General features: G+C 29.8%; 16 protein-coding genes. 6 read left to right on the forward strand and 10 right to left on the reverse strand.

Annotated features, from left to right (window positions below):
* The first annotated feature begins 250 nt into the window (after positions 1 to 250).
* From DUT90_RS07425 to DUT90_RS07440, 4 genes are all read left to right on the forward strand, one after another.
* Positions 251 to 1,309 carry a M14 family zinc carboxypeptidase gene (locus DUT90_RS07425; RefSeq protein WP_114426531.1) on the forward strand — a complete coding sequence of 353 codons (1,059 nt, stop codon included), beginning with the start codon at positions 251 to 253 and terminating at the stop codon, positions 1,307 to 1,309.
* Between the two features lie 76 nt (positions 1,310 to 1,385).
* Positions 1,386 to 1,865, forward strand: coding sequence for an Lrp/AsnC family transcriptional regulator (locus DUT90_RS07430; protein WP_114426532.1), 480 nt, complete (start codon positions 1,386 to 1,388; stop codon positions 1,863 to 1,865).
* 113 nt (positions 1,866 to 1,978) lie between these two features.
* Positions 1,979 to 3,964 carry a dehydrogenase E1 component subunit alpha/beta gene (locus DUT90_RS07435; protein ID WP_258848520.1) on the forward strand — a complete coding sequence of 662 codons (1,986 nt, stop codon included), beginning with the start codon at positions 1,979 to 1,981 and terminating at the stop codon, positions 3,962 to 3,964.
* Position 3,965: 1 nt separating this feature from the next.
* Complete coding sequence (locus DUT90_RS07440) at positions 3,966 to 4,151, forward strand: CPXCG motif-containing cysteine-rich protein (RefSeq protein ID WP_114426533.1); 186 nt, start codon at positions 3,966 to 3,968, stop codon at positions 4,149 to 4,151.
* On the opposite strand, the gene DUT90_RS07445 is transcribed toward DUT90_RS07440, so the two are convergent.
* Positions 4,152 to 4,856, reverse strand: a complete 705-nt coding sequence (locus tag DUT90_RS07445) for a pseudouridine synthase (RefSeq protein WP_114426534.1) — start codon at positions 4,854 to 4,856, stop codon at positions 4,152 to 4,154.
* Positions 4,857 to 4,965: 109 nt separating this feature from the next.
* On the opposite strand from DUT90_RS07445, the gene DUT90_RS07450 reads away from it, so the two are divergent.
* The gene (locus DUT90_RS07450) at positions 4,966 to 5,511 is read left to right on the forward strand and encodes a DUF4251 domain-containing protein (protein ID WP_114426535.1); all 546 of its coding nucleotides are present in this window, start codon (positions 4,966 to 4,968) and stop codon (positions 5,509 to 5,511) included.
* A gap of 12 nt (positions 5,512 to 5,523) precedes the next feature.
* Here DUT90_RS07450 and DUT90_RS07455 read toward each other — a convergent pair whose 3' ends face one another.
* Genes DUT90_RS07455 through DUT90_RS07480 form a run of 6 tightly spaced genes read right to left on the reverse strand, consistent with a single transcriptional unit; the run spans position 5,524 to position 11,255 of the window.
* Positions 5,524 to 5,940, reverse strand: a complete 417-nt coding sequence (locus DUT90_RS07455) for a DUF805 domain-containing protein (protein ID WP_114426536.1) — start codon at positions 5,938 to 5,940, stop codon at positions 5,524 to 5,526.
* Positions 5,941 to 5,969: 29 nt separating this feature from the next.
* Positions 5,970 to 7,304: a DUF58 domain-containing protein gene (locus DUT90_RS07460; RefSeq protein WP_258848521.1), complete on the reverse strand. Its 1,335-nt coding sequence runs from the start codon at positions 7,302 to 7,304 to the stop codon at positions 5,970 to 5,972.
* A gap of 36 nt (positions 7,305 to 7,340) precedes the next feature.
* Entirely contained in the window at positions 7,341 to 8,363 is a 1,023-nt protein-coding gene (locus DUT90_RS07465) for a MoxR family ATPase (protein ID WP_114426537.1), read from the reverse strand.
* A gap of 2 nt (positions 8,364 to 8,365) precedes the next feature.
* Entirely contained in the window at positions 8,366 to 9,580 is a 1,215-nt protein-coding gene (locus DUT90_RS07470) for a hypothetical protein (RefSeq protein WP_114426538.1), read from the reverse strand.
* Positions 9,577 to 10,233 carry a hypothetical protein gene (locus DUT90_RS07475; protein ID WP_114426539.1) on the reverse strand — a complete coding sequence of 219 codons (657 nt, stop codon included), beginning with the start codon at positions 10,231 to 10,233 and terminating at the stop codon, positions 9,577 to 9,579. Before DUT90_RS07475 ends, DUT90_RS07470 begins: the two co-directional genes overlap by 4 nt.
* 56 nt (positions 10,234 to 10,289) lie before the next feature.
* The gene (locus DUT90_RS07480; protein WP_114426540.1) at positions 10,290 to 11,255 is read right to left on the reverse strand and encodes a stage II sporulation protein M; all 966 of its coding nucleotides are present in this window, start codon (positions 11,253 to 11,255) and stop codon (positions 10,290 to 10,292) included.
* 22 nt (positions 11,256 to 11,277) lie between these two features.
* Here DUT90_RS07480 and DUT90_RS07485 point away from each other — a divergent pair, with 22 nt between their 5' ends.
* On the forward strand, positions 11,278 to 12,090 hold the full coding sequence (locus tag DUT90_RS07485; protein WP_114426541.1) for an RDD family protein: 813 nt from the start codon (positions 11,278 to 11,280) through the stop codon (positions 12,088 to 12,090).
* 244 nt (positions 12,091 to 12,334) lie between these two features.
* Here DUT90_RS07485 and DUT90_RS07490 read toward each other — a convergent pair whose 3' ends face one another.
* From DUT90_RS07490 to fabG, 3 genes are all read right to left on the reverse strand, one after another.
* Positions 12,335 to 14,944, reverse strand: a complete 2,610-nt coding sequence (locus DUT90_RS07490) for a sulfatase-like hydrolase/transferase (protein ID WP_114426542.1) — start codon at positions 14,942 to 14,944, stop codon at positions 12,335 to 12,337.
* A 10-nt stretch (positions 14,945 to 14,954) separates the two neighbouring features.
* Positions 14,955 to 15,395, reverse strand: coding sequence for a DUF6702 family protein (locus DUT90_RS07495; protein ID WP_114426543.1), 441 nt, complete (start codon positions 15,393 to 15,395; stop codon positions 14,955 to 14,957).
* 345 nt (positions 15,396 to 15,740) lie between these two features.
* Positions 15,741 to 16,487: a 3-oxoacyl-[acyl-carrier-protein] reductase gene (gene fabG / locus DUT90_RS07500; RefSeq protein ID WP_114426544.1), complete on the reverse strand. Its 747-nt coding sequence runs from the start codon at positions 16,485 to 16,487 to the stop codon at positions 15,741 to 15,743.
* Positions 16,488 to 16,533 lie beyond the last annotated feature (46 nt).

Here is a 16,533-nt window from a genome sequence, read left to right on the forward strand (position 1 = left end):
ATTAAAACTTTATATAATTTACTATAAATACATAAAATACAGTAATTTAATTATTTTACATAGATTAAACTTATAACAAAACAACACGTTTGACGTTTGTAAATAGTAGATTTTTAAGGTGTTTACAAAAGTATAAAACTTAATTGTTTTAGAAATTTACATTTGTAACTAGTTTACAAAAGACAATTACACTATTTTAGTTTGATGACAATTGTAAATACCCTAATTTTGAAAAATATTTTTATAAACAATGAATACTTTAGAAATAGATTTTTTAAAAGAACTTTATAAACATTATAAAGAGAATACACTTTATGGTAAATGGATTAGATACCATGATATAGCTCCTATTTTACCTAAATACAACGCTAAATTTGAAGTTTCTCAAATAGGCACCTCTGAAGAAGAAAGACCTATACATCAACTAAAAATTGGAAGAGGTTCAAAAAAAATACTATTGTGGTCTCAAATGCACGGAAATGAAAGTACAGGTACTAGAGCATTATTTGACCTATTTAATTGTTTTTTAAATGATGACAATCTTGTATTTGGTAAAATCTTAGAAGAATGTACTTTAATATTTATACCAATGTTAAATCCTGACGGAGCAGAGGTTTATACAAGAGTTAATGCACATAATGTAGATTTAAATAGAGATGCAGTAGCTAAAATTGCTAAAGAAAGTAAACTTCTAAGAGCTATTTTAGATGACGTTAACCCTCAATTCGGTTTCAATTTACATGACCAAAGAACTATTTTTAATGTAGAAGGTACAAAAAATCCTGCAACCATTTCTTTTTTAGCACCATCTGAAGAGGTAACTAGAGCGTTAACCAAAGGTAGAATTGAAACTATGGATGTTATTGTATCTATGAATGTATTGCTTCAAAATTGCATACCTAATTTTGTAGGTCGTTATACAGACGAGTTTTATCCGACTGCTACAGGAGATAACTTTCAGAAATTAGGACACAATACTATTTTAATTGAATCTGGCCATTACCCAGATGATTATGACCGAGAAGAAACTAGAAAATATACTTTTTACGCTATACTTCAAGGATTACATCATATTGCCAACTCTTCTAGTTTTAGAAATTATGAGCCTTATTTTGATATTCCTAATAATGATAAATTATTTTTTGATGTTATTCATAGGTACTCAGACTGTAAAAAAGATGTAGCTTATCAATATGAAGATAAAATTATAGAAGGCAAGTTTGTATCAAAATTAAACAAAGTAGACGAAAATAGTTTAGAATCTAAGTTAGGGCACAAAGAAATCACCTTTAACGATAAAATAGTTTAAGTATTTATCAATTTATTACTTGTTTAAATAAATTTAATTCATAAATTTGTCAAGTAAATTGAATAATGCGTAAAATATGAAAAAATTTATTTTAGACGAAATTGATCATCAGATCTTAGACATTTTAATCGAAAATGCAAGAACACCTTTTACAGATATCGCAAAACAACTTTTAGTTTCTGCAGGAACAATTCATGTTCGTGTTAAAAAAATGGAAGATGAGGGTATTATTCAAGGTTCTACATTAACTTTAAATTATGAGAAAATGGGCTATTCTTTTATAGCACATGTAGGTGTGTTTTTAGAAAAAACATCTATGACACAAAATGTAATACAAGATCTACGTAAAATTCCTAATGTTACTGTAGCTTACGTTACTGCAGGTAAATACAATATTTTCTGTAAAGTAAGAGCAAAAGGTACTAATGATGCTAAAGATATTATTTACAAGATTGATGATATTCCTGGTGTAAATAGAACTGAGACTATGATTGCTTTAGAAGAAAGCATTAACGATAAAAAAAGAATGATGCATGCAATTTTTAAAGAATTGTAATTCTTAAAAAATTACAAATAAAAAAATCCTTATCTACAAACGATAAGGATTTTTTTTATTGATAATTTATTCATTTATACTTAAGTTTGTTTGTAGTCTAAACGGATTTAATCATGAAAAACAGTATCTATTTTGATAAAATGAAGCTCTCAAATAAAGTATTGCTACAACTTTATAAAAACATGTTATTGCCTCGTTTTATTGAAGAAAAAATGCTTGTGCTTTTGCGTCAAGGAAAAATTTCAAAATGGTTTTCTGGTATTGGGCAAGAAGCTATTGCTGTAGGAGTAACAAGTGCATTAGAACATGATGAATACATTTTGCCTATGCATCGTAATTTAGGTGTTTTTACAACAAGAAACATTCCTCTTCATAGACTATTTTCGCAGTGGCAAGGTAAATTAAATGGTTTTACCAAAGGTAGAGATAGAAGTTTTCATTTTGGTTCTCAAGAACACCATATTATAGGAATGATCTCTCATTTAGGTCCACAATTAGGTATTGCTGATGGTATTGCATTAGCAAATCTATTAAAAAGTAATAATAAAACTTGCGCCGTCTTTTCTGGAGAAGGAGGTACAAGTGAAGGCGATTTTCATGAAGCCTTAAATGTTGCTTCTATTTGGAATTTACCCGTTTTGTTTTGTGTTGAAAATAATGGTTATGGTTTATCTACACCAACTTCAGAACAGTATAATTGCCAACATATAGCAGATAAGGGCATTGGTTATGGTATAGAAAGTTATAGTATTGATGGAAACAATATTATAGAAGTATATACCAAGATAGATGAATTGGCTAAAAGTATCAGAAAAAAACCAAGACCCATTTTATTAGAATTTAAAACATTTAGAATAAGAGGGCATGAAGAGGCTAGTGGCACAAAATATGTACCTGAAGAACAATTAGAATATTGGGCTGCTAAAGATCCTATAGAAAATTTTAAAAACTATTTATTGCAAAAAGGAATTTTATCTGAAACAATAGATAAAGACTTGAAAGAAAAAATAACACAAACAATTAACCATGAATTACAAATAGCTTTTGATGAAGAAAACATTACACCAAATTTAGATGTAGAATTAAAAGATGTTTATAAAGTTTATGACTTTATAGAAAGTAAAACTTCTGATAAAAAAAAGAAAATTCGTTTTGTAGATGCCATTTCTGAAGGATTATACCAAAGTATGCAGCAATACAAAAACCTTGTAATTATGGGGCAAGATATTGCTGAATATGGAGGTGTGTTTAAAATTACTGAAGATTTTGTAAATAAATTTGGTAAAGAACGTGTAAGAAATACACCTATTTGTGAATCTGCCATAGTTTCTGCTGCTTATGGTTTATCTCTACAAGGAATAAAAGCAATTGTAGAAATGCAATTTGCAGATTTTGTTTCATCAGGTTTTAATCCTATTGTAAATTTGTTGGCTAAATCTCATTATAGATGGGGTCAAAATGCCGATGTTGTTATTAGAATGCCCTGTGGCGCAGGTGTTGGTGCAGGTCCTTTTCATAGTCAAACAAACGAAGCTTGGTTTACTAAAACTCCAGGCTTAAAAGTGGTTTACCCTGCATTTCCTCAAGATGCAAAAGGTTTGCTTATTGCCGCAATTAATGATCCAAATCCTGTTTTGTTTTTTGAACATAAGGCTTTGTATAGAAGCATTTATCAAGATGTTTCAGAAAATTACTTTACGACTGAAATTGGTAAAGCATCTTTATTAAAAGAAGGTAATCAAATTACCATCATTAGTTACGGAGCCGCAATACATTGGGTTTTAGAAGAATTGAATGCGCATAGTTTTAAAGCAGATGTTATAGATTTAAGAACACTACAACCTTTAGATACTGAAACCGTATATGCATCTGTACAAAAAACAGGTAAAGTACTTATAGTTCATGAAGACTCTATGTTTGGAGGAATTTCTAGTGACATTTCAGCATTAATTACAGAAAATTGTTTTGAATATTTAGATGCACCCATTAAGCGTGTAGCTAGTTTAGAAACTCCTATACCTTTTGATAAAAATCTTGAAAATCAATATTTAGGTAAAAATAGATTAGTAAAAGCACTTATAGATTTGATAAATTATTAATATGGAACAAGAACATTTTTTTCAATGCCCATACTGTTGGGAAGAAATTTCTATGATTTTTGATGCTTCTGTTTATAAACAAAGCTATATAGAAGATTGTGAAGTTTGTTGTAATCCTATAGAAGTTTCACCAACTTTTGAAGAAGGTGAACTTGTCGCATTTTATTCGAAATCTATTGAACAATAATCATAGTAACGGATTTTTCCAATTGAATTGCACAAACAGACGACTCCAATCTTCAGGAAATTCAGCAATTAAATTCAGATTTTCTTTTGTGTAAGGGTGTACAAAGGTTAGTTTACCTGCATGCAAAAAAAGATTTTTACAGTTAAAATTTTCCTCAAACATTATGTTGTGATTCTTATCTCCGTATTTAGGGTCTCCTAATAACGGGTGACTTATTTTGTTAGCATGAACTCTTAATTGGTGCATTCTTCCTGTTTTTGGGGTTAATGCCACCAAACTATAACGAGAAGAATCATAAGGTTTTACAGCGATGTCTAAGGTGATATTTTCTAGTGTTTTTAAATGGGTTAAAGCATCTTTATGTACTTTGGCATCTCTACCTTTTACTGGAGAATCTATACTTTTTTGATCTGGAGAAAACCCCCTTACAATTCCGAAATAAACTTTTTCAATTTCGTTTTTTGTAAACAATTCTTGAAATGAAGCTACAACCTCTTTTTGTTTTGCTAAAAGTATTATTCCGGATGTTTTTCTATCTAACCTGTGTATTGGGTATGTTTTAAATCCTTTTTCAGCTTCAATTACCTGTAAAAGAGACAATTCATCAGAAACATTTCTAGAATGAAATGCATGATGAACTAGCATATTATTGGGTTTACTAACGCACAATATATATTCATCTTCATAAATAACACGAACACTCATTATAACTTTTTAAAAACCGAAGATAGTATTTAATTTGTGATAACTTTAAAAGAAATTTACAACAAAATTTGTAATTTTAAAGTGTTTATAATCTGTAAAATATAGTGTTATGAGACTACTTATCATCGGTTTTTTATGTATTTTTTATAGTTGTGCTACAACTAAAAAGGCAATAAATGATGCAGAAATAGAGCGATTTAAAAATATAGTTTCAAATGAAAATATTGAATTAGAATTTGAATGGGCTAAACCTACAGCATTATTAACTAATGTACAAGGAATTCAAAATCTTTTGCCTAATGGCAGTAGTGTAGGAAACATCAACTTAATAGGAAATCCTAACTATTTTAGAATTTATAAAGATAGTCTTGCTATAGAACTTCCTTATTTTGGACAACAACAATTGCCTAATGGATATGGTAATAGAGAAAATGGCATTACTTTTACTGGTAAACCAGAAAAGAAAGAAATCTTTTATAATAAAGACAAACAACAATATACTTTAAAATTTTGGGCAAGATCTAAAGAAGATAGTTACGTTTTTGTTGTAGAGCTTTTTCCTAGTAATGTTTCTTACTTGTATGTAAACTCAACCAATAGAACAAATATCAACTATGATGGTAGTTGGCAAATCATAACTAAAGAAGAAAAATAACTTGTTTAAAATTTATTCTCTACCAATTTGATTTATTACATCGTCATTACCAATTCCTTTAGGGTTTTTACCCCATTTATTTGTTCGTTTTTCACCTTCCATACACATAAAAATCAGCAGTATAAAACTTCCAATGTAAGGTACTAGAGAAATAAAATACCACCAACCACTTTTACCTATATCATGCAACCTTCTAACAGTAACAGCTATAGAAGGTAAAAGAGTACCAAAGATATAAACTGATAAAATAAGGGCCACAATTGAATTAGGTTCTGCATTTGTATCAAAACTACCAGTAGAAGATATGAGAATAATAACTAATAGACTTATAAAAATAAAATGAAATAACACAAACATCCAATACTCTTTGCGTCTTGCTCTTCCAGAAAATTCAACATATTTTCTTAATACTTCTAAATACCAATCCATTTTTATTTTTTTCAAAAATAAGTTATTCTTTAAAAAAGACCTCTAGATTTTAATTCTAAATACTTAGTTATGGTGTCACTAGTTAAGTTTTCTGGTGATGTAAGTACACTTTGTATTCCGTACTTTTTCAATTCTTTAACAATCTTCTTTTTTTCATACATAAATTTTTCTGCAATAATACTATCATATACACCTTCTATAGTGTTTTTATGGTTTGCAATTAAAGTTTCTAACTGTGTGTTTTTAAAGAAAACTATTAAAACTAAATGATTTTTTGCTAAGGCTCTTAAATAGGGGAGTTGTCTGTTTAAACCGTCTATAGTTTCAAAATTAGTAAATAAAATAAGTAAACTTCTATGTGTAATTTTTCTTTTTATAACAGCATATAAGGTGCTAAAATCTGATTCAGAGAAATCTGTAGAAATATTGTGTAATGCTTCAGAAATTAATGTCATTTGAGAGTTTCTACTTTCTGCAACTACCCAATCTTCTAATGTTTTAGAAAAGGTTAGCATACCTGATTTGTCTTGCTTCCTTAAAATAATATTACTAATAGCCAAGGTTGCATTTATAGCATAGTCTAATAAACTTATATTATTAAAATGCAATTGCATTGCTCTTCCTTTATCTATTATAGCATATACGGGTTGTGCTTTTTCTTCTACGTATTGATTAACCATCAATTGGTTTCGTTTAGCAGTTGCTTTCCAATTTAAAGTTCTAATATCATCACCAGAAACATATTCTTTAATTTGTTCAAATTCTAAGGAATGCCCTATTCTTCGTATTTTTTTTGTACCATAAGCAACTGTTTCGCTTGTGAATGCTTTAAAATCGAATTCTCTTAATCGTAAAAACGAAGGATAACACTTAATTTTCTTTTCTTCACCAAGAACATATTTTTTAGTCGCCAAATGTAAAGGACTGCTTGCGTAAACATTAACATTACCAAATAAATAAACACCTCTTTCTGTGGGTGTTAATGTATATTTTAGTTCTTTATTACTCTTGGTTTTTACAATACATTGAAAATTAAAATCTCTTTTTTGAAATTGATAAGGTAGTTCTTCAATAATTGTAATATGAGCAGGAAATTGATATAAATTTTGAACGTCTAAGGTAATTTTATTGGCATCTCCATTAGACAAACGTTTTGGTAATAAGCGTTTTAGGGTTATAGCATTTTGGGTATTATATAAAATAATAATATCAGCTAATGTTAAAATCACTAAAACCAATAACAATGCTTTAGATATAACAAACAAAACAGGAATAAAAAAACCAACAATAAACAACAAGGCTATAAAGCCTAAATTGTAAAAAAATCGATTATTGATAAATAAAGTATTGTAAAATTGTTTCACTACAAATGCTTGTTGTATTGATGCTATTGGTTAAGGTTATCTTGGTATTTCTACAGCTTCTATAATTTGCGCTATAATTTGTTTACTAGTTAAACCTTCCATTTCTCTTTCTGGGGTTACAATTACGCGATGTTCTAAAACAGGAATTGTAGCTTTTTTAATATCTTCTGGTGTTACAAAATCTCTACCTTCTATGGCTGCAAAAGCTTTAGAGGCTGATAAAATAGCAATACTTGCTCTTGGTGATGCCCCTAAATATAAAAATGAATTAGAACGTGTATTTACTACAATATTGGCAATGTATTTTAATAAGTTTTCTTCTATGCTAATTTGTTTAACCAAGTTTCTGAACTCTATAATTTTTTCTCCCGAAATAATGGTTTCTATTTTGCCAATTTTAGTGGTATTTTCTAGCGCTTGTTCTTTTATAATAATGTCTAATTCTTCATCAGCATTTGGATAACCCACATTAATTTTAAAGAGAAAACGGTCTAATTGTGCTTCTGGTAATCTATACGTACCTTCTTGTTCTATAGGGTTTTGAGTTGCCAAAACCATAAAAGGAGCCTCTAGAGTATAGGTAGTTCTATCCATAGTTATTTGTTGCTCTTCCATAACTTCAAACAAGGCTGCTTGTGTTTTTGCAGGCGCTCTATTAATTTCATCAATTAAAACCATATTAGAAAATATTGGACCTTTTTTAAATTCAAATTCAGAAGTTTTTACATTAAACACAGAAGTACCTAAAATATCTGAAGGCATTAAATCTGGTGTAAATTGAATTCTACTAAAATCTACAGCAATGGTTTTAGAAAGTAATTTTGCCGTAATTGTTTTGGCAACACCTGGTACACCTTCTATTAAAACATGTCCGTTAGAAAGTAGTGCAACAATTAATAAATCCATCATTTCTTTTTGCCCAACAATTACTTTTTTCAACTCTTTTTTAACGTTTACGATGTTTTGTTGTAGTTCAGACAAATTCAATCTATTTTCAAACGCTAAATTGTCATTTACTTCTTTGTGTTCTTGATTTTCTTCGGTATTTGATGTTTCCATATCTACTTTTTGTTAAAGAAATTTTTAATCATTTTGTGCAATACAATCAACTCTTCTTCAGAACATTCATCTTTTTTATGTAACATGATTATTGTATTGATTAAGTATTTTGTAGGTTGCAAATTGTTACCTGACTTTGCGGCTAGTTTTTCTATAAAATCAGTATTTAAATTAGAAGTATCTAACAAATATTTACTTCTTATTTTTTCTAAAAAATATGTAATTTTTTTGTCGACTATATTTTTATGATTTTCTTCTTTTAAATACAAATTGGCAATAGTTTGCGCAAATGCTACGGTTGAGTTTTTTAGCGGTTCTATAACGGGTATAGCTCTTTGCTTTCGTCTTGCATTAAATAACATAAATAACAACAAACCTATAAACGAAGTATATAAAAACCATGTTAAACTATCGTGCTCTAAAAAGAATTTAAAAATAGAAGATTTTTTATCTTCATCATTCTGATATTTGCTAGATTTAATATGCGGATCCCACAGAATAGGAGCGTTGGGCAAGTATGAAAAAACATTGGCTACGTAATCTTCGTTATTGTTTAACAGATAATAATTAGTAAACGCAATAGGGTGTGCATGCAAATAAAAAGCACCTTTACCATGTGCTATTCTTATAAAATTTGGCGCTTTTTCTCCATCAATTTCAATGGTCCCTAAAACATCTGTACGCTGTTCATTATATTGTAAAAAATAATGTCTTCTTAAATTTCTATTGTACGTATACGATGTTTTGTTAAAAGAGCTATCGTTTAAATATAAATTACCGTTTAACTTTTTTAATTTAGAGGTATTATAAACCATCTTGTCTAAATTATTTGTAGTAAACTCTAATTTTGTTTTTAATGAATCTTTAAAGTGATGTAATGACAGTAGAGCTTGATTCCCTTTAGCAACAAAATTCAATAACTCGTCTAATCCTTTAGCATCAAGTTTGTTAGTACTGTGTTTGATACAGACATAGCTTTTCCTTTCAGAAAAATCATCAAAAGTACCTAACAGTAAATAATCGTAAATATTTTTTTCTAAAAGTGTTACCGAATTGGTTTTAAAAAGCGATGAAGCTTCGTTATACACAATATAATTACCAAACGGACTTTTCTGTTTTTCTTTAAAATTTTCGCTCCAATCTGTTTTATCACAACTACTTATCAAAAGAAATAACAGTAGGAGAGGAGTGTATTTTACAAAGCGTAGTATCATCATTTAATATTGGTTTTAAATGATTTGTATTTAGCTTGTACACTTTTAAAGTCGGCCTCGTTAATTGAAAATTCTCCGTACCAAACGTATGTAAACACGTACGATAAATAAGAAAACTGCTGACGAATTTCTTCATTTTCTATCTCTAAAAGATATTCAGAATTGGTTTTTTCTTTATGATAATTTATATGATTATCTATTGACAACTGCTTTAAAACAATAAGATAATAATATCTAACAGCATGCCTATATTCTTTTTGTGTTATTGCTTTTTGAAGTAGACTTTCTAAATCTGTTTGATGAATATCTTCATCTTCTTGAATTAAGGTTGCCGCAAGTTTGGTGTTCTTATGTTTCGTTTTCCAAAAATTAAGATCTATCTCTAAAAAAGACTTTAAAATGATAACGACGACAACCAGACCTAATATAAAAGGAAAAATTTGACTGATAAAAAACACTAGTGATGTAAAAAAAGAAGAACCGCTTAATGCTGATTTTTCTTCAATCGATTCTTCTTCTTCCTCAATATATTCAAAGTCTTTTCCACTATATTTTTCTCGAATATTTTCTGTAAAACTTCTTTTTTCTGTATAATTTACATTCTTGGTATAGCTAGCCGTATCTTTTTGAACAGGAACACTATCGTATTCTTGCATAAATTGACTGTGACAACAGAAGGATGAAAGTAGACACAAAAAAAGGAATATTCTTATCATCGCAGATGGTGTTTTTTTGCTACTTTATAAGGAAGCACACAGTAATAATAGCTAATGCTAAACAAACATAAACCAATAATAGTAAAGCAAATAACAACAGGTAAGGTGTTGGCATATCTTGTAATATAACCTTCTAAAAATGCAGCTACTAAAGTAAACGGAATTGTACTTATAAAAATATAAAATGCGTTTTTCATTCCTATGGTAAAAGATTCTATTCGTTTATAAGCACCCGGAAATAAAATACTTGCGCCAACTATATAACCTGCAGCAGCTTCTATTATCATAGCAAAAATCTCATAAGTACCATGAATCCAAATGCCTTTTACGCTATCAAACAACGTATTTTGTTGGTAAAAGAAAGCTTGAAAAACAGCTACCATAATTGCATTGTAAACAACGTAAAATCCGGTACCAATACCTAAAAATAAACCAGATAGAAACATATTTAAGCCTACACGTTGGTTGTTATCATATATACCAATAAAAGTACCCCAGTTGCTACCACTTTTATAAATAGCCATAGCGTCTCCGCTTTCTATATTTTCTAAAGTTGTGTTTACATAAGAATCACCCAAAATTTGTCGTGCAAAACCTGCATCATTAAAGGTTGATAATAAGCCTATTAAAAAAAAAGCGAAGAAAACAATAAAAGAAAGATAGATATATTTTCGGTACTGATAAGCGAGTAGGGGTACCTTGTCTAAAAAAAAGTAGGCAATTGCATTTTTATCGCTTCTTTTGGTGTGGTATACTTTGTCAAAACTAGATTTTGCCAACTTATTTAAGTAGGTAGTAACCTTGCTTTTAGGGTAATAGGTTTGTGCATACACCAAATCGTTCATGATTTTGATATGCAAATTGGCTACAATATCAGGACTTTTTTTTGTTTTATTTGAAATTACTTGTTCAAATTCAAGCCATTTTTCTTTATTTTGCTTTATAAAAGCGACTTCTCTCATTCAGAGCGAATGTACATATTGTATGAAAAGACTGCAAATAAAAACCGCACAAAATGTAAATATCAACTTTACACTAGCCAATATTGGGCACAGATTGTTAGCGTTTGTCATAGACAATGTTATAAAGTTTGGGTATTTGTATTTGGCCGTAGAGCTTTTTAATTTTAGAATGTTTGAAGGGGTTTCTGGCTTAGATAATTGGTCTATACGAGCGTTAGACGTTATTCTTTTTTTACCAATTACGTTTTATTCTTTGTACACAGAAATTCTTTTAGAAGGACAAACTTTAGGAAAACGTATTTTAAAAATAAAGGTTATTAATGAAGATGGATTTAAACCTACCATAACCGATTATACAATTAGGTGGTTTTTGCGCATGGTAGATTTTAATTTATTTATACTATTGTACGTGTATATTAGTTCTTTAGGAATAAAAAACCAAGAGGTATGGTTTGTTGTCTTGTTTGTTTTCGGAAAAATGATTGGTTTCTTTTTAATTTTATTTACCCATAAAAATCAGCGTTTTGGAGATCTTATTGCCAACACTGTGGTAATTAATTTAAAAGATGATGTCAAATTTTCTGAAACTATTTTAGAAACTATTTCTGCAAAATATATACCTACATATCCAAATGTGATTCGTTTATCTGATAATGATGTGCGCATTATTAAAGATACATTTACATCTGCTAAAAAATTCAATGATTATAAAACACTCATTAAATTACGCTCTAAAATACAAGATGTAACAGAAATTAAATCTGTACACAAAAGTGATACCGAGTTTTTAGATACCGTTTTAAAAGATTATAATTATTACACCCAAGATATGTAGGAATGTGTTTTGAAATATTATATTTTACATAATATAAATTATAGTACATTTTTATTTATAGATTATCAAGTGGATGATTCATAAATAAAAGCTTCCTTAAAATTACAGCCATTTTTCAGATTATTTTACACATAGTATCAGAATAACACCTTAAGGTTTATATCGTTGGAACTGCAATTATATATTTACATTCAGACAATTACAATTATTTAAAGAATACTTACCACTGTTAAAAAATAAATTCTTATTCTTTAACAACCTTATACATTTGGTGGTTGCCAGAATTGGTATGGGTTACTTTTAGCAAGTAAACTCCTGCACCAAAGTTTTCTAGAGAAATAAAATCTGGACTATTTTTTTGCAACAGTAGTTCTTTACCTCTAAGGTCATATACTTGTACTGTAAAATCAATATTAAAATTATGAATTAAACGTATGTCTTTTGCTGTAGGATTTGGCATTAAAGTTATAAAAGGAGTTGTATGGTCTGTAAGACTTAAAGTGTCTTGTCCGTCACAATTTTCATCAATATCATTTCCAGGTATTTCTGTAGCTAATGGATTGATATTTGGGTCTGTATCATCACAATCAAAAGCTTCTATAAATCCATCACCATCATTATCTACACCTGCAATTTTACCAGCGGCAAAAGAAGCATTTACAGTACCAACAAAACATCTAGGAATTTGAGGAAAAGTAGACGTGATTACATAAAAATAATCAAAAGTTTGTGTACCATTAGCTGTTTCTAAAGTAATACTTGTTGCTATACCATTACACTCGTCTAAATCTCCTAAATCTGCTACATACTCATAATCATTCGTATATTTTCCTGTATATGGTCCGCAAGGAGCATCTGTGCCATCTCCAGGACGTTCACCTGCTTTTAATTGATAACTAGGTTGTAAATTTTTGATATTACCTTCTGCATCGGGACCAAATTTGTAAAGAATAGGAAAACCATCTGCAGCCCAACCAATTTGTACAATGTCTGTAACAGTTTCGGCAGTAGTAATACCTTCATATTCTTGTTCTAAATATGAAAACATTTCTCCATGATAATGATATCCATGTTTGGTGTTGGTATGCGCAGATGAGCAATCTAATTTTACTTGGTCAGCCCCATCTCCTTGATTGTTAGTTGCTTCAAACACCCAATCCCAATTGTATTCGTTGGTTTCTGGATTGGCATACACAAAAGGTAATGCTGGTCCTGGGGCAAATACAACTCCGTTTAAAGCAATACCAAATGTTGTAGCAGGTCTTCCTGTACGCTGGTTAATCACACTTGTAATGGTATTTGTAATTTGCGGATTTATATCCATTTCTAAATCATGATAACTTTCTGTAGGAATGTTTCTTGGATTGTAACAAAAATCATGATTTGGATAGTTATTTGAGTAAATTTTTCGCGCTCCGTTTTCTACATATTCATAAAATACATTGGGTGCTGTTGGGGTATCACAACAACCAATATTGGTAAAACTTAATTTGTCTGTTGGGCAAGATTTGCTACAATCGTCCACGGTAGTTTCTGTACCATTTAAAATACCATCATTACAAGACCAACCATTACGTATGGTTGCAGCTTCTTTTTGTAGCTGACTTAAAATGTTTGCCTCTTCATTGGTTAAAAAATCAACCAAATTGTTAGTTTCTTCTAAATCATTTTGCAAGTTAAAAAACTGAATTGTTCCGTTTGCATCTTCTATCAACTTATAAGTTTCATTTCTAATAGCCCACTCCTCTATTCCGTTGTCTGCAAAATCTGAATATATATAAGGTCTTTCTATTGCGTTTTGGCTCGTAAATGAAGGTGTAATACTATAACTATTATAAATTCCTCCTTCTAAATCGTTTCCTAAAAGTTCTGCAATTGTAGCATAAATGTCATTTACCTGTACCAATCCGTTTTCCAATTCGCCTTGTCTTGTCACTCCTTTTCCGCTTACTATCATAGGTACTCTAACACCACCTTCATATAAAGAAGATTTGGCATGCCCTGTTGGAAAAAACTGTGCAACACGTCCTGGAGTTCCATTATCACCAATAAAAACAATAGTGGTGTTGGCTCTAGTTGCTGCATCCATACTGGCTAATAATCGTCCAATTTCATAATCTAAAGACTCTATAGCTGCTAAATATTTATTTTGATTACCAGCTGTATTGGTTTGTGAAAATGTGCCTGAAGGCGGAATATGAAAAGGATTGTGTGGCGCAATATGAGATAACCATAAAACCCACGGCGTGTTTTGCTGATCTATCCAATTTATTGCAGAATTTGTTAAGTGAGCCGTTACATATTCTGTAATTTGTGTAGAGCTACCATCGTTATTTATTTTTGTCCAATTGTAGTAATCATCTACAATTCCGGCAATAGTTCCTTCAAAATAATCTACCCCATGAGCAGCAGGATGATTGGCATCTTGCGGATTAGAAATATGCCATTTGCCAATTAAAGCTTTGGCATAATTAGTAGTTACCTTGTTGTTGATATAGTTGAAAATAGACTCATGTGTTAAATCTAAATTGTCTGGTACGTTTCTAACACCTGTATTTATACCATACTTGCCACTCATTACAGAAGCTCTTGTTGTTGTACATTGTGGTGTTGCCCAAGTATTGAGATAAGAAATTCCTGTGTTTTTTAAACTGGTTATATTTGGTGTAACTGGTTGATTTTGGACGGAAATACCGTAATCAGATGCGTGTAGTGCATCTATACCTAAATCATCAGCCACAATAAATAAAATATTGGGTGTGGTTTGGTTTTGAGCCCAAAAATCTTGTAAACTCATAAAACTAAAAAATACGAGTATACTAATTTTTGTAAATACTGAATGTTGAACGTTCATAAATAGATTTTTACAAGTTGATGTTTAAAGTAGGTTGATGTTTGTCTATTAAAAAATCTCTATACATATTATTAAACCTAAGTTCTATAATATTAGACTGTTTTGAATTTACCTCAAAAAGAGTGGTATTTTTAATCTTTAGAGAAGTTATGGTGTCTATTTGTTTGGATAAAATAGTTTGAATGGTAAAATGATCTAAACTAAAAGTAACATCGCTTACTGTAAAGGGCACCTTTTTTTGATTAACGGTATAATTTACGTGTTCTAACAAATAGGTTTCAATCTGTTTTTCGGTGATGTTTTTTGGCGATAATTTTAAGGCTGATGACAAATCTGAAGCTTCTAAGTCTACTACAATAGTTACAATTTTATCTTTTTTATGAATGGTAAATTTTGCAACATTGTTGCCATGAAATAATAACCATAGCGTAAAAAAAAGAATGTATTTCATGAATAATGATTGTTATTTGTATTGTTTTTATAAAACCAACATAACTTAGACCTTTTAAAATACAAAAAGTTTAATTGAAGTCTTAAATAACATGATTTCGATTTAAAATAGAATGCTAAGAATGCTGTCAGATTGAGTGATTTTTTTAGAAGCAAAACAGATGAAAATTATATAGAAATTTCCCTTTTGTCTAAAAATTGATGTGTTTTTAATACAATTTTTTATCAAAAATAAATCTGGCTGATATATATTTTCTTTGGTCGAATTCACGTTTAATATATTTATTTCAAAAAAAAACTTGTAACATATTGTTACAAGTTTTTTTATATCTTAAAAAGTAAAAGTTTAGGTTAACATTCCTCCATCCACAGATAAAGTTTGTCCTGTTATATAAGCACTCATATCTGAGGCTAAAAATACACAGGCATTTGCAATATCTATAGGTTGCCCTCCCCTTTTTAAAGGAATTCCATCTCGCCATCCTTGTACTACTTTTTCGTCTAATTTTTCTGTCATTTCTGTTTCTATAAAACCAGGAGCAACTACGTTACTTCTTATGTTTCTAGAGCCAAGTTCTAAAGCGACAGATTTAGAAAACCCAACAATACCTGCTTTTGAAGCTGCATAATTGGTTTGACCTGCATTACCTTTTAAACCTACTACAGAACTCATATTAATAATAGACCCAGCTCTTTGTTTCATCATTGGACGAATTACTGCTTTGGTTAAGTTGAATACAGATTTTAAGTTTACTTCTATTACTTTATCAAAATCATCTTCTGTAATACGCATTAATAAATTGTCTTTAGTAATACCTGCATTATTTACTAAAATATCTATACTGCCAAATTCTTTTAAAACTTCTTTAGCCAGTTCTTGAGCAGCTTCAAAATCTGCTGCATTAGATTGGTATCCTTTTGCAGCAACACCTAATGCTTGCAACTCTGTTTCTAACGCTTTTGCTGCATCTACAGAAGAACTATATGTAAAAGCTACACTAGCACCTTGTTTTGCAAATTCTAACGCAATACCACGCCCTATACCTCTTGTGGCACCTGTAACAATAGCTGATTTATTTTCTAATAATTTCATGTTCTTTAGTTGTTTTTACGCTGTCAAATATACTAAAATAAAAAAC

This window comes from Polaribacter sp. WD7, assembly GCF_003335085.1.
In the GTDB taxonomy this organism is placed as follows: Bacteria; Bacteroidota; Bacteroidia; order Flavobacteriales; family Flavobacteriaceae; genus Polaribacter.

Excerpts from the sequence above, each read along its gene's own strand:
- DUT90_RS07450 (WP_114426535.1), top strand. The coding sequence starts at position 4,966 with ATGAGACTACTTATCATCGGTTTTTTATGTATTTTTTATAGTTGTGCT.
- DUT90_RS07475 (WP_114426539.1), bottom strand. The coding sequence starts at position 10,233 with ATGCAAGAATACGATAGTGTTCCTGTTCAAAAAGATACGGCTAGCTAT.
- fabG (WP_114426544.1), bottom strand. The coding sequence starts at position 16,487 with ATGAAATTATTAGAAAATAAATCAGCTATTGTTACAGGTGCCACAAGA.
- DUT90_RS07485 (WP_114426541.1), top strand. The coding sequence starts at position 11,278 with ATGAAAAGACTGCAAATAAAAACCGCACAAAATGTAAATATCAACTTT.
- DUT90_RS07430 (WP_114426532.1), top strand. The coding sequence starts at position 1,386 with ATGAAAAAATTTATTTTAGACGAAATTGATCATCAGATCTTAGACATT.
- DUT90_RS07425 (WP_114426531.1), top strand. The coding sequence starts at position 251 with ATGAATACTTTAGAAATAGATTTTTTAAAAGAACTTTATAAACATTAT.
- DUT90_RS07490 (WP_114426542.1), bottom strand. The coding sequence starts at position 14,944 with ATGAACGTTCAACATTCAGTATTTACAAAAATTAGTATACTCGTATTT.
- DUT90_RS07480 (WP_114426540.1), bottom strand. The coding sequence starts at position 11,255 with ATGAGAGAAGTCGCTTTTATAAAGCAAAATAAAGAAAAATGGCTTGAA.
- DUT90_RS07455 (WP_114426536.1), bottom strand. The coding sequence starts at position 5,940 with ATGGATTGGTATTTAGAAGTATTAAGAAAATATGTTGAATTTTCTGGA.
- DUT90_RS07470 (WP_114426538.1), bottom strand. The coding sequence starts at position 9,580 with ATGATGATACTACGCTTTGTAAAATACACTCCTCTCCTACTGTTATTT.
- DUT90_RS07440 (WP_114426533.1), top strand. The coding sequence starts at position 3,966 with ATGGAACAAGAACATTTTTTTCAATGCCCATACTGTTGGGAAGAAATT.
- DUT90_RS07435 (WP_258848520.1), top strand. The coding sequence starts at position 1,979 with ATGAAAAACAGTATCTATTTTGATAAAATGAAGCTCTCAAATAAAGTA.
- DUT90_RS07495 (WP_114426543.1), bottom strand. The coding sequence starts at position 15,395 with ATGAAATACATTCTTTTTTTTACGCTATGGTTATTATTTCATGGCAAC.
- DUT90_RS07445 (WP_114426534.1), bottom strand. The coding sequence starts at position 4,856 with ATGAGTGTTCGTGTTATTTATGAAGATGAATATATATTGTGCGTTAGT.
- DUT90_RS07465 (WP_114426537.1), bottom strand. The coding sequence starts at position 8,363 with ATGGAAACATCAAATACCGAAGAAAATCAAGAACACAAAGAAGTAAAT.